This is a genomic window from Streptomyces sp. NPDC015242 (genome assembly GCF_043079125.1).
Classification (GTDB): Bacteria; Actinomycetota; Actinomycetes; order Streptomycetales; family Streptomycetaceae; genus Streptomyces.
Genome location: NZ_JBIBUF010000003.1, coordinates 376,689 through 401,535 on the forward strand (window position 1 = coordinate 376,689; position 24,847 = coordinate 401,535).

21 protein-coding genes are annotated in these 24,847 nt (G+C 72.8%); 13 read left to right on the forward strand and 8 right to left on the reverse strand.

Annotated features, from left to right (window positions below):
* Positions 1 to 112: 112 nt before the first annotated feature.
* Positions 113 to 502 (reverse strand): cupin, encoded by a 390-nt coding sequence (locus ACF07N_RS13215; protein WP_392111806.1) that lies wholly within the window; start codon positions 500 to 502, stop codon positions 113 to 115.
* A 47-nt stretch (positions 503 to 549) separates the two neighbouring features.
* The gene (locus tag ACF07N_RS13220) at positions 550 to 1,446 is read right to left on the reverse strand and encodes an alpha/beta hydrolase (RefSeq protein ID WP_392111809.1); all 897 of its coding nucleotides are present in this window, start codon (positions 1,444 to 1,446) and stop codon (positions 550 to 552) included.
* Between the two features lie 96 nt (positions 1,447 to 1,542).
* Here ACF07N_RS13220 and ACF07N_RS13225 point away from each other — a divergent pair, with 96 nt between their 5' ends.
* Positions 1,543 to 2,577, forward strand: a complete 1,035-nt coding sequence (locus tag ACF07N_RS13225) for a helix-turn-helix domain-containing protein (RefSeq protein ID WP_392111812.1) — start codon at positions 1,543 to 1,545, stop codon at positions 2,575 to 2,577.
* Between the two features lie 263 nt (positions 2,578 to 2,840).
* Positions 2,841 to 3,041: a helix-turn-helix transcriptional regulator gene (locus tag ACF07N_RS13230; protein WP_383328104.1), complete on the forward strand. Its 201-nt coding sequence runs from the start codon at positions 2,841 to 2,843 to the stop codon at positions 3,039 to 3,041.
* Between the two features lie 90 nt (positions 3,042 to 3,131).
* Here ACF07N_RS13230 and ACF07N_RS13235 read toward each other — a convergent pair whose 3' ends face one another.
* The gene (locus tag ACF07N_RS13235; protein WP_392111815.1) at positions 3,132 to 4,175 is read right to left on the reverse strand and encodes a zinc-dependent alcohol dehydrogenase family protein; all 1,044 of its coding nucleotides are present in this window, start codon (positions 4,173 to 4,175) and stop codon (positions 3,132 to 3,134) included.
* Positions 4,176 to 4,403: 228 nt separating this feature from the next.
* Between ACF07N_RS13235 and ACF07N_RS13240 the strand changes: the two genes are divergently transcribed.
* Positions 4,404 to 4,643: a heavy-metal-associated domain-containing protein gene (locus ACF07N_RS13240; protein ID WP_383328110.1), complete on the forward strand. Its 240-nt coding sequence runs from the start codon at positions 4,404 to 4,406 to the stop codon at positions 4,641 to 4,643.
* Between the two features lie 185 nt (positions 4,644 to 4,828).
* Positions 4,829 to 7,084, forward strand: coding sequence for a heavy metal translocating P-type ATPase (locus ACF07N_RS13245; protein WP_392111818.1), 2,256 nt, complete (start codon positions 4,829 to 4,831; stop codon positions 7,082 to 7,084).
* A 652-nt stretch (positions 7,085 to 7,736) separates the two neighbouring features.
* Here the strand turns inward: ACF07N_RS13245 and ACF07N_RS13250 are convergent.
* Entirely contained in the window at positions 7,737 to 9,026 is a 1,290-nt protein-coding gene (locus tag ACF07N_RS13250; protein WP_309095463.1) for a citrate synthase, read from the reverse strand.
* A gap of 178 nt (positions 9,027 to 9,204) precedes the next feature.
* Positions 9,205 to 11,484: an ATP-dependent RecD-like DNA helicase gene (locus tag ACF07N_RS13255; protein WP_392111821.1), complete on the reverse strand. Its 2,280-nt coding sequence runs from the start codon at positions 11,482 to 11,484 to the stop codon at positions 9,205 to 9,207.
* 123 nt (positions 11,485 to 11,607) lie between these two features.
* Between ACF07N_RS13255 and ACF07N_RS13260 the strand changes: the two genes are divergently transcribed.
* Genes ACF07N_RS13260 through uppS form a run of 3 tightly spaced genes read left to right on the forward strand, consistent with a single transcriptional unit; the run spans position 11,608 to position 14,472 of the window.
* The gene (locus tag ACF07N_RS13260) at positions 11,608 to 12,210 is read left to right on the forward strand and encodes a DUF6230 family protein (protein ID WP_392111824.1); all 603 of its coding nucleotides are present in this window, start codon (positions 11,608 to 11,610) and stop codon (positions 12,208 to 12,210) included.
* Positions 12,207 to 12,587: a DUF6114 domain-containing protein gene (locus tag ACF07N_RS13265; protein ID WP_392111827.1), complete on the forward strand. Its 381-nt coding sequence runs from the start codon at positions 12,207 to 12,209 to the stop codon at positions 12,585 to 12,587. Before ACF07N_RS13260 ends, ACF07N_RS13265 begins: the two co-directional genes overlap by 4 nt.
* A gap of 1 nt (position 12,588) precedes the next feature.
* The gene (gene uppS / locus ACF07N_RS13270; RefSeq protein ID WP_392111830.1) at positions 12,589 to 14,472 is read left to right on the forward strand and encodes a polyprenyl diphosphate synthase; all 1,884 of its coding nucleotides are present in this window, start codon (positions 12,589 to 12,591) and stop codon (positions 14,470 to 14,472) included.
* Between the two features lie 7 nt (positions 14,473 to 14,479).
* On the opposite strand, the gene ACF07N_RS13275 is transcribed toward uppS, so the two are convergent.
* Positions 14,480 to 15,073 (reverse strand): CGNR zinc finger domain-containing protein, encoded by a 594-nt coding sequence (locus tag ACF07N_RS13275; RefSeq protein WP_392111832.1) that lies wholly within the window; start codon positions 15,071 to 15,073, stop codon positions 14,480 to 14,482.
* An 86-nt stretch (positions 15,074 to 15,159) separates the two neighbouring features.
* On the opposite strand from ACF07N_RS13275, the gene ACF07N_RS13280 reads away from it, so the two are divergent.
* On the forward strand, positions 15,160 to 15,969 hold the full coding sequence (locus ACF07N_RS13280; RefSeq protein WP_392111835.1) for an MBL fold metallo-hydrolase: 810 nt from the start codon (positions 15,160 to 15,162) through the stop codon (positions 15,967 to 15,969).
* 7 nt (positions 15,970 to 15,976) lie between these two features.
* Here ACF07N_RS13280 and ACF07N_RS13285 read toward each other — a convergent pair whose 3' ends face one another.
* Positions 15,977 to 16,624 carry a dihydrofolate reductase family protein gene (locus ACF07N_RS13285; protein WP_392111838.1) on the reverse strand — a complete coding sequence of 216 codons (648 nt, stop codon included), beginning with the start codon at positions 16,622 to 16,624 and terminating at the stop codon, positions 15,977 to 15,979.
* 439 nt (positions 16,625 to 17,063) lie between these two features.
* Positions 17,064 to 17,432 carry a hypothetical protein gene (locus ACF07N_RS13290; RefSeq protein ID WP_392111841.1) on the reverse strand — a complete coding sequence of 123 codons (369 nt, stop codon included), beginning with the start codon at positions 17,430 to 17,432 and terminating at the stop codon, positions 17,064 to 17,066.
* A 213-nt stretch (positions 17,433 to 17,645) separates the two neighbouring features.
* On the opposite strand from ACF07N_RS13290, the gene ACF07N_RS13295 reads away from it, so the two are divergent.
* The 5 genes from ACF07N_RS13295 to rbsD all read left to right on the forward strand — a co-directional run bounded on the left by ACF07N_RS13295 (position 17,646) and on the right by rbsD (position 23,489).
* Positions 17,646 to 18,662: a LacI family DNA-binding transcriptional regulator gene (locus ACF07N_RS13295; RefSeq protein ID WP_392111844.1), complete on the forward strand. Its 1,017-nt coding sequence runs from the start codon at positions 17,646 to 17,648 to the stop codon at positions 18,660 to 18,662.
* Positions 18,659 to 20,188 (forward strand): sugar ABC transporter ATP-binding protein, encoded by a 1,530-nt coding sequence (locus ACF07N_RS13300; protein WP_392111847.1) that lies wholly within the window; start codon positions 18,659 to 18,661, stop codon positions 20,186 to 20,188. Before ACF07N_RS13295 ends, ACF07N_RS13300 begins: the two co-directional genes overlap by 4 nt.
* Positions 20,178 to 22,127 carry a substrate-binding domain-containing protein gene (locus tag ACF07N_RS13305; protein ID WP_392111850.1) on the forward strand — a complete coding sequence of 650 codons (1,950 nt, stop codon included), beginning with the start codon at positions 20,178 to 20,180 and terminating at the stop codon, positions 22,125 to 22,127. Before ACF07N_RS13300 ends, ACF07N_RS13305 begins: the two co-directional genes overlap by 11 nt.
* A gap of 73 nt (positions 22,128 to 22,200) precedes the next feature.
* Positions 22,201 to 23,103: a ribokinase gene (locus ACF07N_RS13310; RefSeq protein ID WP_392111853.1), complete on the forward strand. Its 903-nt coding sequence runs from the start codon at positions 22,201 to 22,203 to the stop codon at positions 23,101 to 23,103.
* Positions 23,100 to 23,489 carry a D-ribose pyranase gene (rbsD, locus tag ACF07N_RS13315; protein ID WP_383339730.1) on the forward strand — a complete coding sequence of 130 codons (390 nt, stop codon included), beginning with the start codon at positions 23,100 to 23,102 and terminating at the stop codon, positions 23,487 to 23,489. The genes ACF07N_RS13310 and rbsD overlap by 4 nt, the downstream gene beginning before the upstream one ends.
* Positions 23,490 to 24,847: the final 1,358 nt, after the last annotated feature.

The window sequence follows — 24,847 nt, forward strand, 5'->3', positions numbered from 1 at the left end:
CGGTGTTGTAGCCCCCTTCACGAAGCCCTGTCAATGTTTTGTCCGGACATTCGGACCAGATTATGACAGCGCTTTCGGCGCCACCTGGTCCTTCTCTGTGCAGTCTTCGGTCCTAGACCTCGGTCCGCCTCTCCAGACGGCTGCCGCGGGGCAGGGTGACGGACATGATGTCGCTGGGCGCGTCCAGCGCGATGCGGTGCCAGCGGCCGCGCGGCACGACCACGGCGGTCCCCGGGGCCAGGCCGGTCTCCTCCTCCTGCCCGTCCGGCCGCTCGGGGCGCAGGCGGAGGCGGATGCCGCCGGTGAGGCAGGCGACGACCTCGTCGGCCTCGGTGTGGATCTCCCAGTGGTCGCCGTGGACGTCCTCGTCGGTCTCCACGTGGAAGGTCATCACCTGCCACGAGTCCTGCTCGGGGTCGAACGCGGGTTCCTCGACGCGCACCTCGCCGCCTGCGCCGAGGCGGATGAACGAGGTGAAGAGGCCGAACGGGGCGAGCGTCATGGCCGTGGGGTCCTTTCCTGCTGTCCGGGGGGCGGGGTGCGGCCGGTTCACTCGGCCAGGGCGCGGCGCAGGGCCGCCGCGAGTTCGGCGATCTGCCGCTGCGAGACGTCGGCGGAGAGGATCGCCTGGGAGCCGTGGAAGGTGCCGGGCCACTGGTGCAGTTCGACCGGCACGCCCGCCTGGAGCAGGCGCAGGGCGTAGGCGATGTCCTCGTCGCGGTTCGGGCACAGCTCCGCGGTGGCCACGTAGGCGGGCGGCAGACCCGTGAGGTCGGTGGCCCGGGCCGGGGCCGCGTGGGGCGTGGCGGGCGCTTCCCCCAGGTAGTGCCGCCAGGAGGCGGTGACCTTGGCCCGGTTCATCCAGGGCGTGTCGGTGAAGGCGCGCTGCGACCACGTCTCCTGCCGGTCGTCCAGCTGGGGCTGGTTGAGCAACTGGAAGCGGATCGGCGGCCCCTGCCGGTCCCGGGCCCGCAGCGCCAGCGCCGCCGCCAGGCCGCCGCCGGCGCTGTGCCCGCCGACGGCGATCCGCTCCGGCTCGGCTCCGAGCCCGGCCGCGTGTCCCGCGGCCCAGGTCAGCACGGTGTACGCGTCGTCGAGAGCGGCCGGGAACCGGTGCTCGGGTGCCAGGCGGTAGCCCACCGAGATCACCACCGCCCCGGAGGCGGCGGCGAGCCGGGCGGCCCAGGGGTGTTCGGTGTCCAGGTTCCCCATGACGAATCCGCCGCCGTGCAGCCAGACGACGGCGCCGCGCGCCCGGTGCGGACGGTAGACGCGGACCGGCACGTCCGGCTCGCCGGGCACGGTGTGGTCCTCGACCTCCATGCCGGCGGTGTCCGGCGCCGGGACGGAGGTGGCCAGGTCGGCGAAGTTCTTGCGCTCGGCCAGCGGGTCGGTGAGGTCGGCGCGCGGGAACAGCGGTACGAATGCCTCGAGTTCAGGGTCCATGCCGGCCATCCTCACCGCCCGCCGGCTTCCGGGGCATCCGCCAACCGTCGGGCACAAGGCCCCCGTTGAGCACCGAACGGCGCATATCCTCTCGCCATGGAGGCACTGGCCGTACGGCTGTCGCAGCTCGACGCGCAGGTCGAGGGCGCGATCCGGGTCGTGATGTTCTACGACACCCTGATGCGCCGCCGGGTCGACCTCCCGGCCCTGGCCCGGGCCTCGGCGGGCCTGGCGGAGTGCGTGGCCGGGATCCGGCTGCACGGCACGGGACGGCCGATCCGCTTCTCCCCCGACGGCGGGCAGGCGCCCGCCCCGCCCGCGCCCGAGTCCAGCGCGGTGGCGGTCACCCTCGACGACGAGGAGATCGGCACGGTCTGGCTGGAGCGGCCCGGCCCGCCCCTCCCGCTCGACGAGGTGCTGCTGGACCGGCTCGCCATCGCCGCCGCCGCGGTCGTCGAGCGGTACGGCCCGGCCCGCACGACCATGGCCGACCCGGCCCTGGTCGAACTGGTCGTCAGCCGGGGCACCGAGGAGGCCGCCAGGGCCCGCGCCCTGCGGCTGCTGGGCTTCGCCCCCGAACTGCCGATCCGCGCCGTGGCCGTCCGGACGACGGTGCCGCTGGACCGGCTCGGCGCCCTGCTCTGCCCGGCGCGGCCGGTGAAGGCGGCACCGCTCGGCGACGTCGGCGTCATCCTGGCCGCGCGGGTGGACCGGGCCGCGCTCCCGGAGGGCGTGCGCGCGGGCATCGGTACCGCCGAGCGCCCCGAGGTGTCCTGGCAGCAGGCCCGCACGGCCCTCCGTTTCACCACCGCGCGCCGTCCGGTCGTCTCGCACGCCGACCTGGGAGCGCTGGCGCTGCTCGCCGAGGTCCCCGCGGACACCGTGCGGTCCAACCCCGACGTGACCGCGATCGCCCGGCTCGCCGACGCCCCCGAGGACCTGCGCACCCTGGAGGCCTACTGCGCCACCGGCACCCTGCGCCGGGCCGCCGACCGGCTCCACCTGCACCACAGCAGCGTGGCGCGGCGGCTGGAACTGATCGGCAGGGCTCTGGGCTTCGAGCTGACCGAGCCCGCCGGCCTGCTGCGCGCCGGCCTCGCCCTGACGGCCTGGCGCCTGCTGGACGACTGAACGCCGGCCCCGGGGCGCCGCGTCAAGGTGCCCCGCCGACGCTCCGGCGCACGCCTTTGCCCCGGCTGTGTCACAAACACCACCCCCGTGTCACACATGTCGCGTGTACGCGGGCCTTCCGTCACACCCGGCGCACAGGCCCTGTCCGGTGTCACGGAACGTCGTTGACCGGACACAGGCTTGTTGATCGCCGGCGCAGCACCCGGCTCCCCCGGACGGCCGTTCCCGGCCGCCGCCGTGGTGCGCGCGAGGAGGTACACGTCATGACCGACCGAAGGCTCTGGTCCTACAAGGAGATCGCGGCACACATCCGGGTCCAGCCGGACACCGTGCGGTCCTACCGCAAGCACGGCCTGCTGCCCCCGCCCGACCACGTCGAGGGCGGCAAGCCCTACTGGTACGCCGACACGGTGCGCGCCTGGGTCGCCTCCCGGCCCGGCAACCGCAACCGGGGAGCCGACTGATCCGTCCACGCCCCCCGCCCCGTGCCCCACCGTCGTGTGGGGCACGCGCGTCCGCCGGGCCCGGGCCGGCGGCCCGGGCCCGGCGGGCCGTCAGCCCCACGGCTCGACGACCGTCACCCCCGCTCCCGCCGCCGTCCCCATCGCCGCCAGCGCGGACGGGGCCCTGTCCAGCCCGATCGTGCTGGTCACCAGCAGGTCCGGGCGCAGGACGCCGCCGCGGACCAGTTCCAGCAGCGGCGGATAGGTGTGCGCGGCCATGCCGTGGCTGCCGAGCAGTTCGAGCTCCAGGGCGATCGCGCGGGCCATCGGCACCGGTGTCGTGCCGTCCGGCGAGGGCAGCAGCCCGACCTGGACGTGCCGGCCCCGGCGGCGCAGGCCGTTCACGGAGGCGGCGCAGGTGGCGGGCGCGCCGAGGGCGTCGAGCGAGAGGTGCGCGCCACCGCCGGTGAGGTCGCGGACCGCCGCCGCCGTGTCGGGGACGGCCGCCGCGTCCACGCAGTGCGCCGCCCCGAACCTCCGCGCCAGCTCAAGGGCCCGGGGCGACACGTCCACGGCCACGACCCGGGTGCCCGCGGCGGCGGCGATCATCACCGCCGACAGGCCCACCCCGCCGCAGCCGTGCACCGCCACCCACTCCCCCGCGGCGGCCCTGCCCTGCGCCACCACCGCCCGGTACGCCGTGGCGAACCGGCAGCCGAGCGAGGCCGCCGTGGCGAAGGACATCTCCCCGGGCAGCGCCACGAGGTTCACGTCGGCGTGGTCCAGCGCCACGTACTGGGCGAAGGAGCCCCAGTGCGTGAAGCCGGGCTGGGTCTGACGCTCGCACACCTGGTGATCACCGGCCGCGCAGGACGGGCAGGTGCCGCAGGCGCAGACGAACGGCACGGTGACCCGGTCGCCGGGCCGCCACCGGCTCACCCGGGCGCCCACGGTCTCGACGACCCCGGCCAGTTCGTGCCCGGGCACGTGCGGGAGGCGGATGCCGGGGTCGTGGCCCTGCCAGCCGTGCCAGTCGCTGCGGCACAGCCCGGTGGCCTCCACCCGGACGACCACCCCGTGCTCCGCGGGCTCCGGGTCGGCGACCTCCCGGACCTCGGCCGTCTCCCCGTACCGCTCGAACACCACGGCCCGCATGACCCACCCGCCTTCCGTTCGTGTCGTGTCCCGGAGTGCGGGACGTCCGCCCGCCCCGGGAGTCAGACGCTAACCGGCCCGGCCGGTCCGCCTGTCGGGCCCTCCACGTCCCGGGGTTCCGGCCGGGCGGGGGTGGCGTGAAACCAATACCCCCTAGGGGTACAGTGGAGGTGGCGGGAGCCCTCACGGGCCCCCGCGGCCCCACACGCCTCGACGAGGAGTAACGACATGACCGCCCAGACCGACACCACGGGCCCCGTCACCACCGTCTACAAGGTGAGCGGCATGAGCTGCGGACACTGCGAGGGTGCCGTCTCCGGCGAGCTCTCCCAGCTCTCCGGCGTCACCTCGGTGACGGCCGTCGCCTCGACCGGCGAGGTCACCGTCGTCTCCGCGGCCCCGCTCGACGAGGAGGCCGTCCGCGCAGCCGTCGACGAGGCCGGTTTCGAACTGGCGGGCCGGGCCTGATCCATCGGGCCGGGCGTACGGGCCCCGCCCGCCCGGCCGCACGGCCGCCCCGGTCCCGCGACCGGGACAGGTCTGAGACGTGCCGATCCAGGCACTCGTACCCGTGTACGGGCCGTACGGCCGCCGCCCCGGCCCGTACGGCCCGTCCCGCTTCGCGGGCGCCCCGCATCTCCTGGAGTGAGGACATGACCAGCACCACCGACCGGGCGCCGGCCGGCCGCGCACCCGCGCTCGCCGAGGTCGAGCTGCTCATCGGCGGGATGACCTGCGCCTCCTGCGCGGCCCGCGTCGAGAAGAAGCTCAACCGCATGGACGGCGTCACCGCCACGGTCAACTACGCGACGGAGAAGGCCCGGGTCACCTACCCCGAGGGCACCGAGGTCGCCGACCTGATCGCCACCGTGGTCAGGACCGGCTACACCGCCGAGGAACCCGCGCCCCCGCCCGAGGAGGAGGAGTCCGCACCGGACCCGGCCGGGCGGGAGCGGGACGCCGAGCTGCGGGACCTGCGCCGGCGCCTGCTGGCCGCCGCCGCCCTCGCCGTCCCGGTCGTCCTGCTCGCCATGGTCCCCGCCCTGCAGTTCGACAACTGGCAGTGGCTGTCGCTCACACTCGCCGCCCCGGTCGTCGTCCGGGGCGGGGCGCCGTTCCACCGCGCGGCCTGGACCAACGCCAGGCACGGCGCCGCCACCATGGACACGCTGGTCTCCCTCGGCACACTGGCCGCGTTCGGCTGGTCCCTGTGGGCGCTGTTCCTCGGTGACGCGGGGACGCCCGGCATGCGGCACCCCTTCGAGCTCACCGTCTCACGCGGGGACGGCGCCTCCTCGATCTACCTGGAGGTCGCCGCCGGGGTCACCGTCTTCATCCTGCTGGGCCGCTACCTGGAGGCCCGCTCCAAGCGCCGCGCCGGAGCCGCCCTGCGCGCCCTGATGGAACTGGGCGCCAAGGACGTCGCCGTGCTGCGGGACGGGCGCGAGGTGCGGATCCCGGCGCGGCGGCTGGCCGTCGGGGACCGGTTCGTCGTCCGCCCCGGCGAGAAGATCGCCACCGACGGCACGGTCGTCGAGGGCGCCTCCGCGGTGGACGCCTCGATGCTGACCGGCGAGTCCGTGCCGGTGGACGTCACGCCCGGGGACACGGTCACCGGCGCCACGGTCAACGCGGGCGGCCGGCTCGTCGTCGAGGCCACCCGGGTCGGCGCCGACACGCAGCTCGCCCGGATGGCGCGGCTGGTGGAGGACGCGCAGAACGGCAAGGCCGAGGTGCAGCGGCTCGCCGACCGGATCTCCGGGATCTTCGTGCCGGTCGTGCTGCTGATCGCGGCCGCGACCGCCGGGACGTGGCTGGGGCTGACCGGTGACGCCGTCGCCGCGTTCACGGCGGCCGTCGCGGTGCTGATCATCGCCTGCCCGTGCGCATTGGGCCTGGCCACCCCCACCGCGCTCATGGTCGGCACGGGCCGCGGCGCCCAGCTCGGCATCCTCATCAAGGGCCCGGAGGTGCTGGAGTCCACGCGCCGGATCGACACGGTCGTCCTGGACAAGACCGGCACGGTCACCACGGGCCGGATGACCCTCCAGGAGGTCCGCCTCGCCGAGGGCGCCGACGAGAAGGAGGTGCTGCGGCTCGCGGGGGCCGTCGAGCACGCCTCCGAGCACCCCGTCGCCCGTGCGATCGCCCTGGGCGCCGAGGAGAGGGCCGGGCGGCTCCCGGAGGCCGAGGACTTCGAGAACGTCCCCGGGCGGGGCGTACGCGGCCGCGTGGAGGGCCGTGCGGTGGCGGTGGGGCGGCTCTTCGACGACGTGCCGCCGGAGCTGGCCCGTGCGCGCGAGGAGGCGGAGCGGGCCGGGCGTACCGCCGTGCTGGCCGGCTGGGACGGGACGGCCATGGCCGTGCTGGCCGTGGCGGACACGGTCAAGGAGACCAGTGCGCAGGCGGTGCGGGACCTGCGCGCCCTGGGGCTCACGCCGGTGCTGCTGACCGGGGACAACCGGGCGGTGGCCGAGGCGGTCGCCGAGCGGGTGGGCATCGACCGGGTCGTCGCCGAGGTCCTGCCCGAGGACAAGGTCGCGGCCGTGCGGGAGCTGCAGGCCGAGGGACGGGTCGTGGCCATGGTCGGTGACGGCGTGAACGACGCCGCCGCGCTCGCCACCGCCGATCTGGGCCTGGCCCTGGGCACGGGCACGGACGCGGCGATCGAGGCGGGCGATCTGACCCTGGTCCGCGGCGACCTGCGCGTGGCCGCGGACGCGATCCGGCTCTCCCGCCGGACGCTGGCCACCATCAAGGGCAACCTCGTGTGGGCCTTCGGCTACAACGTGGCCGCGCTGCCGCTGGCCGCGGCCGGGCTGCTGAATCCCATGATCGCGGGGGCCGCGATGGCGTTCTCGTCCGTCTTCGTCGTCACGAACAGCCTCCGGTTGCGGACATTCCGGTGAATGCGCCCCCATTCTCCGCGCCTTCGCGACGATCGCGATATGAGCCCCCTCTGGAGTCCCGGGCCCAGCTCACATAAGCTCTTCACAAGGCGCGCGCATCATCCTTACGCTTGAGCCCCGAAGGGCACATTCGGTCTCTTGCGTACCTAACGGACATACGCAAGAGACGCAGATCACAGTGATGCGAACGTAACCACCGAAGGGGTTCGAAGGTCTAAGTTGACGATGTCGGGAAGCGTCTTGGGGGGCGTGACCTGACATCTGGGGATGTCTTGGGGGACTTCTCCAGCTGGGGGTACCTCCCTGCTCGAACGAAGTTGAGAGCTTGGGGGAGCGTTGCCGGGGCACGTACGCCGGGAAGCTTTGAGCGGCCCTCCCGGACGTGCGCTGTCCCGGCAGATCGCACCCACCAGTAGTACGGCGAGTTCTGCTCGTTCTGCTCAACAGCGGTTCAGGCGCTGTCCTCACAGACGCCCGGCCGGATCCCGTGGGGGGAATCCGAACCGGGACTGGGAAGGCGCCCTGGTCGTCGGCCCGTGGGGGGACCGGCGCTCCGGGGCGCCTTCTTTTTTTCTCCTCGCCCGCCGCGCCGGGCACGCGAAAGCCCCCGCATCCGGCACGCGGATACGGGGGCCCGAAGCGGTACTGCGGCTCAGCGCTCCTCGACGGGGACGAAGTCGCGCTCGATCACGCCCGTGTAGATCTGGCGCGGGCGGCCGATGCGGGAACCCGGCTCCTTGATCATCTCGTGCCACTGGGCGATCCAGCCCGGGAGCCGGCCGAGGGCGAACAGGACCGTGAACATCTCGGTCGGGAAGCCCATGGCCCGGTAGATCAGGCCGGTGTAGAAGTCGACGTTCGGGTAGAGGCTGCGCGAGACGAAGTAGTCGTCGGAGAGCGCGTGCTCCTCCAGCTTCAGCGCGATGTCCAGCAGCTCGTCGGACTTGCCGAGGGCGGACAGCACGTCGTGCGCGGCGGCCTTGATGATCTTGGCGCGCGGGTCGAAGTTCTTGTAAACCCGGTGGCCGAAGCCCATCAGACGGACGCCGTCCTCCTTGTTCTTCACCTTGCGGATGAAGGAGTCGACGTCACCACCGGAGTCGCGGATGCCCTCCAGCATCTCCAGCACGGACTGGTTGGCGCCGCCGTGCAGCGGGCCCCACAGCGCGTTGATGCCGGCGGAGATCGAGGCGAACATGTTCGCCTGCGAGGAGCCGACCAGGCGGACCGTGGAGGTCGAGCAGTTCTGCTCGTGGTCCGCGTGCAGGATCAGCAGCTTGTCGAGCGCGGAGACCACGGTCGGGTCCAGCTCGTACTCCTGCGCGGGGACCGAGAAGGTCATGCGGAGGAAGTTCTCGACGTAGCCGAGGTCGTTGCGCGGGTAGACGAACGGGTGACCGATCGACTTCTTGTACGCGTACGCCGCGATCGTCGGGAGCTTGGCGAGCAGGCGGATCGTCGAGAGGTTGCGCTGGCGCTCGTCGAACGGGTTGTGGCTGTCCTGGTAGAACGTGGACAGCGCCGAGACGACCGAGGACAGCATGGCCATCGGGTGGGCGTCGCGCGGGAAGCCCTTGTAGAAGTTCTTGACGTCCTCGTGCAGCAGGGTGTGCTGCGTGATGTCGTTCTTGAACGCCGAGAGCTGGTCGACCGTCGGCAGCTCGCCGTTGATCAGCAGGTAGGCGACCTCCAGGAAGGTGGAGCGCTCGGCCAGCTGCTCGATCGGGTAGCCGCGGTACCGCAGGATGCCCGCTTCGCCGTCCAGATAGGTGATGGCGGATTTGTACGCGGCGGTGTTGCCGTAACCGCTGTCCAGCGTCACCAGACCGGTCTGGGCGCGGAGCTTTCCGATGTCGAAGCCCTTGTCACCGACGGTGCTGTCGATCACCGGGTAGGTGTACTCGCCGTCGCCGTACCGCAGTACTACAGAGTTGTCGCTCACGTCTTCCCTCACCGACGTTGTGCCTCATCTTCGAGGTGCCCTGACTGTCTCTACCATCCCCCACTTGGCTCAGGAGAGTGCACTCGGGGTCGACCATCGGGCCTACTGACGGCACTGAGTGCCGCCAACTTGCCCATCCTGCCCCCTGCCTCCCCCTTCCGGAAGTGCTCTGTGACCTTCACGACTCATTTGATCGATCATTTTTCTGTCCGGCGAGCCGGAAGTCGAGGGCCGTGCACCTGCGGCCCGCCGAAACCGTGCGCACCGCCTGGCCGATCGCCTTGCGCGACCCGACGAGGACGACCAGCCGCTTGGCCCGCGTGACGGCCGTGTAGAGCAGGTTGCGCTGGAGCATCATCCAGGCGCCCGTGGTGACCGGGATGACGACCGCCGGGTACTCGCTGCCCTGCGAGCGGTGGATCGTCACGGCATAGGCGTGGGCCAGCTCGTCGAGCTCGTCGAACTCGTACGGGACCTCCTCGTCCTCGTCCGTCAGCACCGTCAGGCGCTGGTCGACCGGGTCGAGCGCGGTGACCACGCCGACGGTGCCGTTGAAGACACCGTTCTTGCCCTTCTCGTAATTGTTGCGAATCTGGGTGACCTTGTCGCCGACGCGGAAGACCCGGCCGCCGAACCTCTTCTCGGGCACGTCCGGGCGGCCCGGGGTGACCGCCTGCTGGAGCAGGCCGTTCAGCGTGCCCGCGCCGGCCGGGCCGCGGTGCATGGGGGCGAGCACCTGCACGTCGCGGCGCGGGTCGAGCCCGAACTTGGCCGGAATGCGCCGGGCCGCCACGTCCACCGTGAGCCGCCCGGCGGCCTCCGTGTCCTCCTCGACGAAGAGGAAGAAGTCCTTCATGCCGTCGGTGACCGGGTGCTGCCCGGCGTTGATGCGGTGGGCGTTGGTCACCACCCCGGACTGCTGGGCCTGGCGGAAGACCCGGGTGAGGCGGACGGCCGGGATCGGGCTGCCGTCGGCCAGCAGATCGCGCAGGACCTCGCCCGCGCCGACGCTGGGCAGCTGGTCCACGTCCCCGACGAACAGCAGGTGCGCCCCCGGCGGGACGGCCTTGACCAGCTTGTTGGCGAGGAGCAGGTCGAGCATGGAGGCCTCGTCGACCACGACCAGGTCGGCGTCGAGCGGACGGTCCCGGTCGTAGGCCGCGTCGCCGCCGGGCTTGAGCTCCAGCAGGCGGTGGACCGTGGAGGCCTCGGCGCCGGTCAGCTCGGACAGGCGCTTGGCGGCCCGGCCGGTCGGGGCGGCGAGCACGACCTTGGCCTTCTTGGCACGGGCCAGTTCGACGATCGAGCGGACGGTGAAGGACTTGCCGCAGCCGGGACCGCCGGTGAGGACGGCGACCTTCTCGGTGAGCGCCAGTTTGACGGCGGCCTCCTGCTCGGGGGCCAGCTCGGTGCCCGTACGGCCCTTCAGCCAGGTCAGCGCCTTGTCCCAGGCGACGGTCCGGAAGCCCGGCATCCGCTCCTCGCCGGTGCGCAGCAGACGCAGCAGCTGGGCCGAGAGGGAGAGTTCGGCGCGGTGGAAGGGGACGAGGTAGACGGCGGTGACCGGCTCCGGGCCACCGTCGGGGCCGGGCACCCGCTCGCGGACGACCCCGGGGTCGCCGCCGTCCTCGGGGACCTCGGCCAGCTCCGCGAGGCACTCGATGACGAGCCCGGTGTCGACCTGGAGCAGCTTCACCGCGTCGGCGATGAGCCGCTCCTCGGGGAGGTAGCAGTTGCCCTGGTCGGTGGCCTGGGACAGCGCGTACTGCAGACCCGCCTTGACGCGCTCGGGGCTGTCGTGCGGGATGCCGACGGACTGAGCGATCTTGTCGGCGGTGAGGAAGCCGATGCCCCAGACGTCGGCGGCGAGCCGGTAGGGCTGGTTCTTCACGACGGAGATGGAGGCGTCGCCGTACTTCTTGTAGATGCGCACGGCGATGGACGTGGAGACCTCGACCGTCTGGAGGAAGAGCATGACCTCCTTGATGGCCTTCTGCTCCTCCCAGGCGTCGGCGATCTTCTTCGTGCGCTTGGGGCCGAGCCCGGGCACCTCGATGAGCCGCTTCGGCTCCTCCTCGATGATCTTGAGGGTGTCCATCCCGAAGTGCTGGGTGATGCGGTCGGCGAAGACCGGGCCGATGCCCTTGACCAGACCCGAGCCGAGATAGCGGCGGATGCCCTGGACCGTGGCCGGCAGGACCGTCGTGTAGTTCTCCACGTGGAACTGCTTGCCGTACTGGGGGTGGGAGCCCCAGCGGCCCTCCATGCGCAGGGATTCCCCGACCTGGGCGCCGAGCAGCGCGCCGACGACCGTGAGCAGGTCACCGCCGCCTCTGCCGGTGTCGACCCGGGCGACCGTGTAGCCGTTCTCCTCGTTGGCGTACGTGATGCGCTCCAGGACGCCTTCGAGCACGGCGAGTCGCCGTTCGCCGGCGGGGGTCCCCGTCTGGTTGGGCATGATCCGACCGTACCGCCGGAGTGTGACAGCGGAACGGGGAGCCGGGAGCGGGGTGGTTCCCGGTCGTATCGGCCGATAGTGAGTTCGGCAGTACTTCTGACCGGGACAATCGTTGGGCCGGACGTGATCGACGACAGCGACCCGGTGATGACACGGACCGGGCGGACGAGCCGCCTGCGGTTCGCCTTGGCCCTGGCCCCCCTCCTCCTGGGTGCCTCCGGCCTGCTGGCCGGAAGCGCCGCGGGGGCCGTCTCCATGGCGTTCGCGGGCGAGGTGCCGGTCACGGTCCACGCCGCCCGGGTCACCGGGTCGGGGGTCTCGGCCTCCCCGGGCGCCTCCGGGCGGGGAGGCCTGCTTCCGGCGCTGGCCACGCGGGTGGAGCGGGCCACCGTGCACGACGCCTGCGTGACCTCCACCGCCCACCTGCCGGTCATCGGCCCGGTGACGGCCGTGGTGCGGATCGAGCGTGCGTCGGCCACCGGGCTGACCGTGGAGACGGGCAGGACCACCGCCCGGTCGGTGAAGCTGTCCGGCGCCAGGTTCAGCACCCCTCAGACGTCCCCGGACCGGCCTACGGGCCTGTTCACCGTCGGCGCCGAGCAGGTCAGCGGCAGCCGGGTGACCACCCGGCCGCACGCCTTCGCGGCCGGGACGATCACCTCCCGGGGGGTGTCCGTCGAGCTGCTGCGGGCCGCGGGCGGCTGCCGGTCCGGAGCGGCCCGATGACCGCGGCGTTCCGACCTGGTGCGTGGTCCGCGTGGCGCCGGGGCCGGCCGTTCGTGGCGGGACTGCTGCTCACCCTCGGCGGGCTGGAGCTGATCTGCGTCTCCTGGGTGGGGCTGGGCTTTCTGCGGTTCACCGGCGCCGCCGGCGCGGCGTCCTGGGCCCTGGGCGCCCTCTTCGTCGTCGCCGGGGTGACGACGTGGCGCAATCCGGCCCTGCGCTACTTCTCCGGAGTCCTGGCCGCCGTACTGTCCCTGGTCAGTCTGGTCGCCGCCAATCTCGGCGGTCTGCTCCTCGGCTTCCTGCTCACCGCCATCGGCAGCGCCCTGGCCCTGGCCTGGGTCCCCCGACAGGCCCCGTCAGCCCAAGAGGAGGCGTGAGGTGAGGCCCTCACTCGTGCTCCCCGCCCGAACCCACCGGAGCAGCGGCATCCACGACCCTCTCCTGCGCCGCGGCTACGAGGCGTGCCGCCGTGCCACCCGCGCCAGGGGCGAGATCGAGTACGCCGTCTCATTGCTGCTCCCGCCGCCCCTGCGCGCCGCGACCTGGGCGTTGTACGGCGCCGGGGTCACGGTGGACTGCCTGGCGGACACGGCACAGCCGTCCGACACGAAGGGCGCCGGACGCGCCGAACGGCTGGAGGCGTGGATCTCGGCGTTCGACGCCGACCTGCGCGACGGCGGCAGCACCGACCCGGTACGGCGGGCGCTGATCCACACCATGCTCACCTGGAACCTGCCGCCGGGATTCATGCACACCCAGCTGGAGCAGTTGCGCCTGGACGTCCACGGGCGCGCGTTCACCACGTGGCAGGAGTGGCGCAGCTACAACAGTCTGGTCACCACCCCGTTCGTGCTGCGCGCGGCCTCCTTGCTGATGCGGGTCGCGGGCCTGTCCGCCGAGCCCGAGGCGATCGCCTTGGGCGTACCGGAGGCGGCGGTGGCGTGGCAGGCGGCGGCCGACGCCGTCATCCTCACCGACGCCCTCGTCGACCTTTCCGAGGACCTGGCGGACGGTCATGTGCCGTTGCCCGATGAGGCCCTGGACGAAGCCGGCGTGCGCCGGGCGGACCTGCTGGACCGGCGCGGTAGCCCGGCGTTCGAGGAGATGGTCCGCCGCCTGGCCGCCCGGGCACGCGGCTGGCTGGACCGGACACCGGTGCCGCCCGTGCTGCACCCGGCGGTCGGCATCGCGCTCGGCGCCTACACCGACCTGTACCGGCTGCGGCTCAAGGCCGCCGCCGAAGCACCGGCGGCCCTGCTGCACCATCGCCCGGCCCTGCCGGCAGGGGCCCGGCGGCGCGTGCTGCTGCCCGCCCGGGCGCGGGCCGCGCTGGCCTGGGCCCTGTTCCCGTTCCCCGTGCGGCCCTGCCCGCCGCCGGATCCGGCCGGCCCGCCCTCATGGTCCGCCGGGCCCGTCGAAGTACGCCCGCTCGCGGCCGGAGCGCATCCGGTCGCCGCCGAGCGGCGACCGGTCGTGCCGCCGGCACCGCACCCGTCCGGCGCCCGTCCGCCCCGGCTGCCCGCCGGGGCCGTGCCACGCCACGTCGCGATCGTGATGGACGGCAACGGCCGCTGGGCCACCGCCCGGGGCCTGCCGCGCACCGAGGGCCACCGGGCGGGCGCCGACGCGCTGGCCGACGTCGTCCGCGGCGCTCTGGAGATCGGCCTGAAGTACCTGACCGTGTACGCGTTCTCCACCGAGAACTGGAAGCGCCCGGCCGACGAACTGCACGCACTGATGCACGCGGTCCCGCGCGAGATGCGCCGGATCACGGACGGCGCCGAGCCGCTGGACGTCCGCGTGCGCTGGGCCGGGCTGCGCTCACGGCTGCCGGCCGACGTCGTCGGAGCACTCGTCGAGGCGGAGCAGAGCACCCGTGATCGCACCGGGCTCACCCTGACCGTGTGTCTCAACTACGGCGGCCGGGCCGAGATCACGGCTGCCGCGGCGCACCTCGCGCAGGAGGCGGTCGCCGGCCGGATCGACCCCGCCTCGGTCTCCGAGCACGCCTTCGCCCGCCATCTGCACGTCCCCGAACTGCCCGACGTCGACCTGCTGGTGCGCACCGGCGGCGACCAGCGCACCTCCAACTTCCTGCCGTGGCAGACCACGTACGCGGAGCTGCTGTTCCTCGACACCCCATGGCCCGAGGTGGACCGCCGCGACCTGTGGAACGCGATCGAGCAGTACGCCCGCCGCACCCGCCGCTACGGCTCCGTCCCACGGATCCCCACGCAGGCCCGGCCCGCGCACCGGGCGTGATCCGCGGTCATCGCGGGTTGGCGCGCCGAGCGTACGCGCGGGCCGCGCGGGCGCGGTCGCCGCAGCGGGTGGAGCACCACTGGCGGCGGCCGTGGCGCAGCAGGAAGCGGTTGCAGGGCGGGGAGCCGCAGGCGGTGAGGCGCTCGGCCTCGGCGGAGGTGAGCAGGTCGGCGGCGTCGGCGGCGAGCGTGGCCAGTGCCAGGTCGACGATCGCGGTCGTGGGGTGCGGCGCCGTGCGGTAGGGGCCGGTGCTGTCGTCCCAGCGCAGCAGCGGGGCCGTCGGCACCCGGGTCATCGCGTCGTTGACGGCGGCCACCGCCGCGGGCAGCGCGGGGACACCGTCGGCCCGGGCGGCGAACAGCGACCTGATCTGTTCGCGCAGCGAGCGGAGCTGGGCCGCGCACATCTCGCGCACACCGGCGTCCGCGGGGGCGAGGCCCCGCCGGGTGAGCCACTGGTTGGCCTGCGCGGGGCTGCCCAGGAGATCGATCGTGTGCCCGCCGGGCAGGGCCGGGGCGCTGTTGGCGAGGGCGAGCGAAGGGTGCTCCTCCTCGCCCTGCACGGGCGGCGGGGCGGACTGGTCGATGACGTGCTCCTCCATGGTTCTCATGGTACGGGTTGCCCTCATCCGTGAGAAACGGCTACGTTCTTCTCACGGTTAATTTCCTCCTATCCGTGAGGTGCTCCATGTCGTCATCCGCCCTGCCCGTGACCCGTGACTCCGTCCCCGTACGCGCCTTCGGCGGCCCGACCGCCCTCGTCGAGTACGGCGGCCTGCGCTTTCTGACGGACCCCACCTTCGACGCACCGGGCGACTACCCCCGCGGCGACGGCCCGGTCCTGACCAAGACCGCCCCGTCCGCCGCCGCCCCTGCCGACCTCGGCCGCGTCGACGTGGTGCTGCTCTCCCACGACGAGCACGCCGACAACCTCGACACCTCCGGCCGGGCCCTGCTCTCCGGCATACCCCTCACCCTGACCACGCCGGGCGGCGGCAAGCGCCTGCGCGAGAGCCTCGGCGACCGGGTCAGGGGGCTCGCCGACTGGCAGTCCGTCGAGCTGGACCGTCCCGGCGGCGGCACGGTCACCGTCACCGGCGTCCCCGCGCTGCACGGTCCCGGCCCCCGCGAGGAGGTCGAGCCCTTCACCGGCCAGGTCGTCGGCTTCGTCCTGACCGGCGAGGGCCTGCCCACCGTGTACGTCAGCGGCGACAACGCCTCCCTCGACGCGGTCCGCGAGATCGCCGGCCGCTTCGGTCCCGTGGACACGGCCGTGCTGTTCGCCGGGGCTCCCCGCTTCACCGTCCTCTTCGACAACCAGGTCCTGGTCCTGGACAGCGCCATGGCCGCCGAGGCCGCGCGGATCCTCGGCGCCCGCCGTGTCGTTCCCGTCCACTACGACAGCTGGGCCCATTTCACCGAGGGGCGCGAGGAGTTGCAGGCCGCCTTCGCCGCGGCCGGGCTCGCCGACCGGCTGGACTGGGGCAAGGACGGCTGACGGGCCGTCACTTCCGCCAGAACAGGTGGTGGATCACCCCGCTGGGGCTCGGCACCACATCGCAGTGGAAGCGGTCGTACAGCTCCTCGGGGGACTCCCAGAGCCGCGAGCCGGACCCGATCACCACGCCGGGCGAGACGGCCACGTGCAGCGTGTCCACCAGGTCGGCGTCGAGGAACTGCCGGATGGTGGCCGCGCCGCCGCCGAGCCGGACGTCCTTGCCGCCGGCCGCCTCGCGCGCCCGCGCCAGGACGTCGGCCGGGTCGCCGCCGACGAAGTGGAACGTGGTGTCGGAGAGCGTGAACGAGGGGCGCTCGTGGTGGGTCATGACGAACACCGGCGTGTGGAACGGCGGCTCGTCGCCCCACCAGCCCTGCCACTCGTGGTCCTGCCACGGCCCGCGATGGGGACTGAACTTGTTGCGGCCCATGATCTCGGCGCCGATGTTGTTGCGGAAGTCGCGCGTCAGGTAGTCGTCCAGGCCGCGGCTGCCGCCGGGCTCGGTGCGGTTGGGCCAGCTCGCCGTGGCACCGGCCCAGGCGAACATCTCCATGGGATCGACGTGCCCGAAGGGCCGCTCCAGGCTCTGATGCTCCCCGGCACCGTAGCCGTCACTCGAGACGTTGAAATTCTGCACGCGCAGCAACTGGGACACAGCGCTCCTCCTGTGGTCGACGAGAGGGAAGACCGCCCGGGCCGGCGGAACTCATCGGTGCGGGCCGGGCCGGTTCCCGGGCTCAACCACCGCGCCGCCACCACGTGCCCGACCGTTGCCCGGCCGGCCCCGCAGCCACCACGTGCCGGGCCGGGGCCCAGCGGCCCCGCCGCGACCACGCACCCGACCGGCTCCCGGCTGCCCGGCCGCCACCATGTGCCCGACCGCAGCTCGGCCGCCCCGCAGCCGCGACGTACCCGACCGTGGCCCGGCCGCCCCGCCGCCGCCATCCGCCCGACCGGGTTCGGCCGCCCTGCCGCCACCCCGTGCCCGACCGGGCTCAAGCACCCCGCCGCGCCCGACCAGGGCGCAGCCGCCCCGCCGCCACCATCCGTCCGGCCGGGTCCGGGCCGCCCCCCGCCACCCGCCCGACCAGGGCTCACCCGCCGCCCTGCGCCACCACGTGGTCGATCACCTGCTGGAAGTCCTCGCTCGGCGAGAACTCCACCAGTTCGCTGTCCTCCAGCGCCACCGGGACGTGACCGGGCTTCCAGTAGTACGCCTGGCCCGCCTCGTACTCCTCCTCGCCCGCCGCCGTGCGCATCCGGATCCGCCCCTTGAGCAGGTAGCCCCAGTGCGGGCACTGGCACGCGTCGTCCGGCAGGCCCTTCAGGGCCGGGCCCATGTCGGTGCCCTGGGGCAGGGTGATCCAGCCGACCGACAGGCCGCCGCCGATGGGCATCGTCCGCAGTTCCACTCCGTCGCCCTCGAGCGCGACGGGCACGTCGTTCCGGGTCGCCGCCGTCATGACTCCTCCGCTCCGGCCCGCCGGGCCAGGGGTAACGACTTCCTCTCCCTCCAGCCTGGACCGCCGGGAAGTCGCCCGCGACATCACGATCCGGTCAAGAGGTGCCCGCGAGGGCTTGATTTACCGCCGTGTAATCGATTCCATCCCTCCGTCGATGTAATCGATTCCACGAACCCGTGACGGGTTCCGTTTCCACAAGGAGGTGGAGCGGCGATGGCGAGCATCAAGGACGTCGCTGCCGAGGCGGGCGTCTCCGTCGCCACGGTCTCGCGCGTCCTGAACGACCACCCGTCGGTCAGCGCCGAGGCACGCACCCGCGTGCTGGCCGCCGTCGAGACCCTGGGCTACCGCCCGAACGCCGTCGCCCGCTCCCTGCGCACCGACCAGACCCACACCCTCGGCCTGGTCATCAGCGACGTCCTCAACCCGTACTTCACCGAACTGGCCCGCTCCGTCGAGGAGGAGGCCCGCGCGCTCGGCTACAGCGTGATCATCGGCAACGCCGACGAGCGGCCCGACCTCCAGGACCACCACGTGCGCACCCTGCTGGACCGCCGGATCGACGGTCTGCTGGTCTCCCCCACCGACGGCGGCTCGCCGCTGATGCTGGACGCCGCCCGGGCCGGGACGCCCATGGTCTTCGTCGACCGGTGGATCCCAGGCGTGGACGTGCCGGTCGTCCGGTCCGACGGGCGGGCGGCGGTCCGGGACCTGGTGGCGCATCTGCACCGGCTCGGGCACCGGCGGCTCGCGATCATCGCGGGCCCGGCGGCGACCACCACCGGCCGGGAGCGCGTGGAGGCCTTCCGGGATGCGCTCGGCGCGTACGGGCTTCCCCTGCCCGACGCCTACATAGGGCAGGGCGACTTCCAGGCGGAGAGCGGGCGCCGGGTCACCGAGGGCTTCCTCGACCTGGCCGAGCCGCCCGAGGTGGTGTTCGCGGCCGACAACCTGATGGCGCTCGGCGCGCTGGACGCCGTACGCGCGCGCGGGCTGCGCGTGCCGGACGACCTCGCGCTGGCCGCGTTCGACGACATCCGGTGGTTCGTGCACACCGATCCGCCGGTCACCGCGATCGCCCAGCCCACGGGCGAGCTGGGCCGGGCCGCCGTACGGGCCCTGGTCGACCGCATCGAGGGACGGCCCGGCGCGTCCGTGACCCTCCCCGCCCGACTCGTCGTACGCCGCTCCTGCGGCGAGAACCCCGTAACGAACAGGAGCCAGTCGTGAGCAACGCGGACGAGTTGCTGCGCATCGAGGGCCTGCGGAAGACCTTCCCGGGCGTGGTCGCGCTGGACGGCGTCGACTTCGACCTGCGCCGGGGCGAGGTGCATGTGCTGCTCGGTGAGAACGGCGCCGGCAAGAGCACCCTCATCAAGATGCTCTCCGGCGCCTACACACCCGACGCCGGGCGGATCCTGGTCGGCGGTGAGGAGACCCGCATCCAGAGCGCGCAGGACTCCGAACGGCTCGGGATCGCCACCATCTACCAGGAGTTCAACCTCGTCCCCGACCTGACGGTCGCCGAGAACATCTTCCTCGGGCGGCAGCCCCGCCGCTTCGGGATGATCGACCGCAAGCGGATGGAGGCCGAGGCCGAGGTCCTGCTCCAGCGGGTCGGCGTGAACGTGTCGCCCCGGGCGCGGGTGCGCGAACTCGGCATCGCTCGCCTGCAGATGGTCGAGATCGCCAAGGCGCTGAGCCTGGACGCGCGGGTGCTGATCATGGACGAACCGACGGCCGTGCTCACCTCCGAGGAGGTCGACAAGCTCTTCGCGATCGTGCGCACACTGCGCGAGGACGGCGTCGGGATCGTCTTCATCACCCACCACCTGGAGGAGATCGCCGCGCTCGGCGACCGGGTGACGGTCATCCGGGACGGGAGGAGCGTCGGGCAGGTGCCCGCCTCCACTCCCGAGGACGAACTGGTCCGGCTGATGGTCGGGCGCTCGATCGAGCAGCAGTACCCGCGCGAACGGCCCGCGAAGGGCGCCCCGTTGCTCACCGTCGAGGGGCTCACCCGGGACGGCGTCTTCCACGACGTCGGCTTCGAGGTGCACGCCGGCGAGGTCGTCGGCATCGCGGGGCTGGTCGGGGCCGGGCGGACCGAGGTCGTCCGGGCGGTCTTCGGGGCCGACCCGTACGACCGGGGCAGTGTGAAGGTCTCGGGCAGCCCGGTCGCCAAGTACGACGTCAACGCGGCCGTGAGCGCGGGCATCGGGCTCATCCCCGAGGACCGCAAGGGCCAGGGCCTGGTGCTGGACGCGTCGGTGGAGGAGAACCTCGGGCTGGTGACCCTGCGGTCGGCCACGCGCGCGGGTCTCGTCGACCTCAAGGCGCAGCGCGCGGCGGCCGCGCGGATCGCCGGGCAGCTCGGGGTGCGCATGGCGGGCCTCGGGCAGCACGTGCGCACGCTCTCCGGCGGCAACCAGCAGAAGGTCGTCATCGGCAAGTGGCTGCTCGCCGACACCAAGGTGCTGATCCTCGACGAGCCGACACGCGGCATCGACGTCGGCGCCAAGGTCGAGATCTACCAGCTCGTCAACGAACTCACCGCCGCCGGCGCGGCCGTCCTGATGATCTCCAGCGACCTTCCCGAGGTGCTCGGCATGAGCGACCGGGTGCTGGTGATGGCCCAGGGGCGGATCGCCGGTGAACTCTCCGCCGACGAGGCGACCCAGGACGCCGTGATGGCACTCGCCGTCAGCACCACCACCACCAGCACGACCGGAACGGAGGCCTCCCGTGGCCACTGACACGCTCAAGAGCACGACGGGCGCGCAGGGCGCCTCCGGGGGCCTGCGCCGCCTCCTGCTCGACAACGGCGCGCTCACCGCGCTCATCGTCCTCGTCGTCGCCATGTCGGCGCTGTCCGGCGACTTCCTGACGGCGGACAACCTCCTCAACGTCGGCGTGCAGGCGGCCGTGACCGCCATCCTCGCCTTCGGTGTGACGTTCGTGATCGTCTCGGCGGGCATCGACCTGTCGGTCGGCTCGGTCGCCGCGCTGTCGGCCACGGTGCTCGCCTGGAGCGCCACCTCGGCGGGCGTCCCGGTCTTCCTCGCCGTCCTGCTGGCCATAGCGACGGGCATCGTCTGCGGCCTGGTCAACGGCGTGCTGATCTCCTACGGCAAGCTGCCGCCGTTCATCGCCACGCTGGCCATGCTGTCCGTGGCCCGCGGCCTGTCCCTGGTCGTCTCCGAGGGCTCCCCGATCGCCTTCCCCGACTCGGTCTCCCACCTCGGCGACACCCTCGGCGGCTGGCTTCCGGTGCCGGTGCTGGTCATGGTCGTGATGGGCCTGATCGCCGCGTTCGTGCTCGGCCGGACGTACATCGGCCGCTCCATGTACGCGATCGGCGGCAACGAGGAGGCCGCGCGCCTGTCCGGACTGCGCGTGAAGAAGCAGAAGCTCGCCATCTACGCCTTCTCCGGTGTCTTCGCCGCCGTCGCGGGTGTCGTCCTCGCCGCGCGTCTGTCCTCCGCGCAGCCGCAGGCCGCCGACGGGTACGAGCTGGACGCGATCGCCGCGGTCGTCATCGGCGGCGCCTCCCTGGCGGGCGGCACCGGCAAGGCGTCCGGCACGCTGATCGGCGCGCTGATCCTGGCGGTGCTGCGCAACGGGCTGAACCTGCTGAACGTCTCGGCGTTCTGGCAGCAGGTCGTCATCGGTGTCGTCATCGCGCTGGCGGTGCTGCTGGACACGGCCCGCCGCAAGGCGGGCGTCGTCCCGGTCACCGGCGGCGCGGGCGGCGGCAAGGGCAAGCAGGCGACGACCTACGCGCTCGCGGCCGTGGTCACCGTCGCGATCGTCGGCGCCACGTCCTTCCTGCACAACGGCTCCTCCTCCACGGCCGCCCCGAAGATGGGCCTGTCGCTGTCCACCCTCAACAACCCCTTCTTCGTGCAGATCCGGGCGGGCGCCGAGGCCGAGGCGAAGAAGCTGGGCGTGGACCTGACCGTCACGGACGCCCAGAACGACGCCTCCCAGCAGGCCAACCAGTTGCAGAACTTCACCAGTTCGAACCTGGGCGCGATCATCGTCAACCCGGTGGACTCGGACGCGGCGAGCAACTCCGTGAAGGCCGCCGACCAGGCGGACATCCCGGTCATCGCCGTGGACCGCACGGTGAACAACGCCAGGACGGACACCCTGGTCGCCTCGGACAACGTCGCCGGCGGTGAACTGGCCGCGAAGACCATCGCCGACAAGCTGGGCGGCAAGGGCAAGATCGTGATCCTCCAGGGCCAGGCGGGCACGTCCGCGGCCCGGGAGCGCGCCGCGGGCTTCGCCCAGGGCCTGAAGGCCTACCCGGGCATCGACGTCGTCGCGCAGCAGCCCGCCGACTTCGACCGCACCAAGGGCCTCGACGTGATGTCGAACCTGCTCCAGGCCCACCCGGACGTCCAGGGCGTCATCGCGGCGAACGACGAGATGGCCCTCGGCGCGATCAAGGCGCTGGGCTCGAAGGCCGGAAAGTCGGTCTCGGTCGTCGGCTTCGACGGCACGCCTGACGGTCTGAAGGCGGTCGAGGGCGGCACGCTGTACGCGTCGGTGGCGCAGCAGCCGTCCCAGCTGGGGAAGATCGCCGTGGACAACGCGCTGAAGGCGCTCCAGGGCAAGAAGGTGCAGGAGACGGTGAAGGTGCCGGTGAAGGTGGTCACGAAGGAGAACGTGGCCGGCTTCAGCGGCTGACATCGGGGAACGGCGGGCGGTCGCACGGCTGGTGGGACCGCCCGTCCATGTCACTCACGTGGGGAGACGACGCATGTACGACTACGACCTCCTGGTCGTGGGGTCGGCCAACGCCGACCTGGTCATCGGAGTGGAGCGCCGGCCCGATGCCGGCGAGACCGTGCTCGGCTCCGACCTGGCCGTCCATCCGGGCGGCAAGGGCGCGAACCAGGCGGTCGCCGCCGCCCGGCTCGGCGCCCGTACGGCGCTGCTGGCCCGGGTCGGCGACGACGACCACGGCCGGCTGCTGCTGGACTCGCAGCGGGAAGCCGGGGTCGACACGGTGGGGGTCCTGGTGGGCGGCGCGCCGACCGGGGTCGCGCTGATCACGGTCGATCCGTCCGGGGACAACAGCATCGTGGTCTCGCCGGGCGCCAACGGCCGGCTGACCCCGCAGGACGTGAGCGCCGCCGCGTGCCTGTTCCAGGGCTCCAAGGTGGTGTCGGCGCAGCTGGAGATCCCGCTGGAGACGGTGGTCGAGGTCGTGCGGAGCCTGGCGCCGGGCAGCCGTTTCGTGCTGAACCCGTCGCCGCCGCGGCCGCTGCCGCCGGAGGTGCTCGCGGCCTGCGACCCGCTGATCGTGAACGAGCACGAGGCGAAGGTGATCCTGGGCGGCTCGGCCGTCGGGGACTCCCCCGAGGACTGGGCGCGGATCCTGCTCGCGAAGGGCCCGCGGTCGGTGGTGGTGACGCTGGGCGCCGAGGGGGCGCTGGTGGCGTCGGCCCGGGGGGTCGAGCGGGTCGCCTCCGTGAAGGTGGCGGCCGTGGACACGACCGGCGCCGGGGACGCCTTCACGGCCGCGCTGGCCTGGCGGCTGGGGGCGGGTGAGTCCCTGGCCGAGGCCGCCGCGTACGCGGCGCGGGTGGGCGCGGTGACGGTGACCCGAGAGGGCGCGCAGGCGTCCTTCCCGACGGCGGCGGAGGTCGCTGAGCTGTGAAGAAGGCCGGAATACTGAACCGCCATCTCGCCGGCGCGCTGGCCCGGCTCGGCCACGGGGACGGGGTCCTGGTGTGCGACGCGGGCATGCCGATCCCCGACGGGCCGCGGGTGGTGGACCTGGCGTTCCGCGCCGGGGTGCCGGCGTTCGCGGAGGTGCTGGACGGGCTGCTGGCCGAGCTGGTGGTCGAGGGGGCGACGGCGGCGGAGGAGGTCCGGCGGGCCAACCCGGAGACGGCGCGGCTGCTGGACGGCCACTTCCCTGCGCTGGAACTCGTCCCGCACGAGCGGCTCAAGGAGCTGTCGGCCGGGGCGCGGCTGATCGTCCGCACGGGCGAGGCCCGGCCGTACGCGAACGTGCTGCTGCGCTGCGGCGTCTTCTTCTGACACCGGCCCCGGTCCTTCCGGCACCCGCTCCGGTCCCTTCGGCGCCCGGGGCCCGTGAACGGTTTCGAGGGGCCCGATCCGTCGATCGGGCCCCTCGGCCTTTCCCCCCGTCAGGTCCCCCGCGATCCCCCCGGATCCCCCTCCAGAAGTCCTGACACCGAGTACGACCCGCGAGGGGCGGGAAGGGTTGCACGACGAAGGAAGATTTTTCTCGCCCGGTTCCGCCGGAGGCACAGCGGGTGCGGGACGTCCGGTCCGGACGCTTCCGGACCGCTCCGTGAACGGAGTTGGGCAATCGGTGTGCCGCCGCGGCCGGTTGAGCGACCGGAGCCGCGTGAACGGAGGCGATCCGTGACACCGGCTACGGATTTCGTCGCACGCTCCATCACCCCGGGCAGTGTGATTTGCGCGACCCCGGGACCGGGAACTGACACCCCGTTCCCTCTCCGACTCGGCCGAAGCCGCTGGCTGTTGCGCTGATCGCCACAAGTGTGGCAAGACGGCCGCGCGGACGCGTCACACCGTGCCATCGCCGTCCGGCTCCGGCAGCCCGCGAGGGTGACTTGCGGGGACCGTGGTTGCCTGTGGTGCCCGGTACTGTGTGGGGCTACCACCGCTCCCCGGAGGGTCCTCGACACGTCGTGGGCGTCCCCGCGGGGTTCACGAACGTGGACCGGAAAGGGGGCGGCCCGATGGCGCCACAGCCTGAGGGGCATCAGAACACCAAGGCGGACCGTGTCTACAACAAGGTCCGCTGGCTGGGTCCGATCTACACGATCTACAAGATCGTCAGGGAGGCCCTGGGCCATTAGAGGAAGAACCCCGGCCTCGCGGCCGGGGTCCCGCCCGTTCTGGTGATGCCGGAGGGCCTCATCTCTGCAGCTTGGCAGCGACCGGAGATGGGGCTCTCTTCAGTTGCCCGCGCGCCGAGCGCGCGTTCACCAAGATCGCCCCGTGTTGACAGTTGTTGACACGGCGCTGCGCCCATCTTGCCCTGCGCACCAGGCGGATGCGAGACCCGACGGCATGTTGAGACGGAAGCGGCCTTTCGCATGGCGGCGCGGAATCGGGCGTTCGGCCAGCTCAGAAAATCGTGCACATGTGAAAGTGGCACGCATCACACACGGGGCAGTGATGCGGTGCACACCGGTTCGCACGCGTAGATGCCCTGATCGTCCCGGTCTACCGATGCGTAACCGGTAGGTCCCATACGCGGCCGGGAATCGTACAGGACGGCACTGACAATCGGGCCCGGCCGGGCGCGACCCGTGTGCACCGTGCATCTGCACGGTGCAGCGGTGGGTTCACGCCGGGACGGGGCGAGCGGGCATGGAAGCACGGCGGTCCCGTGGGCCGTG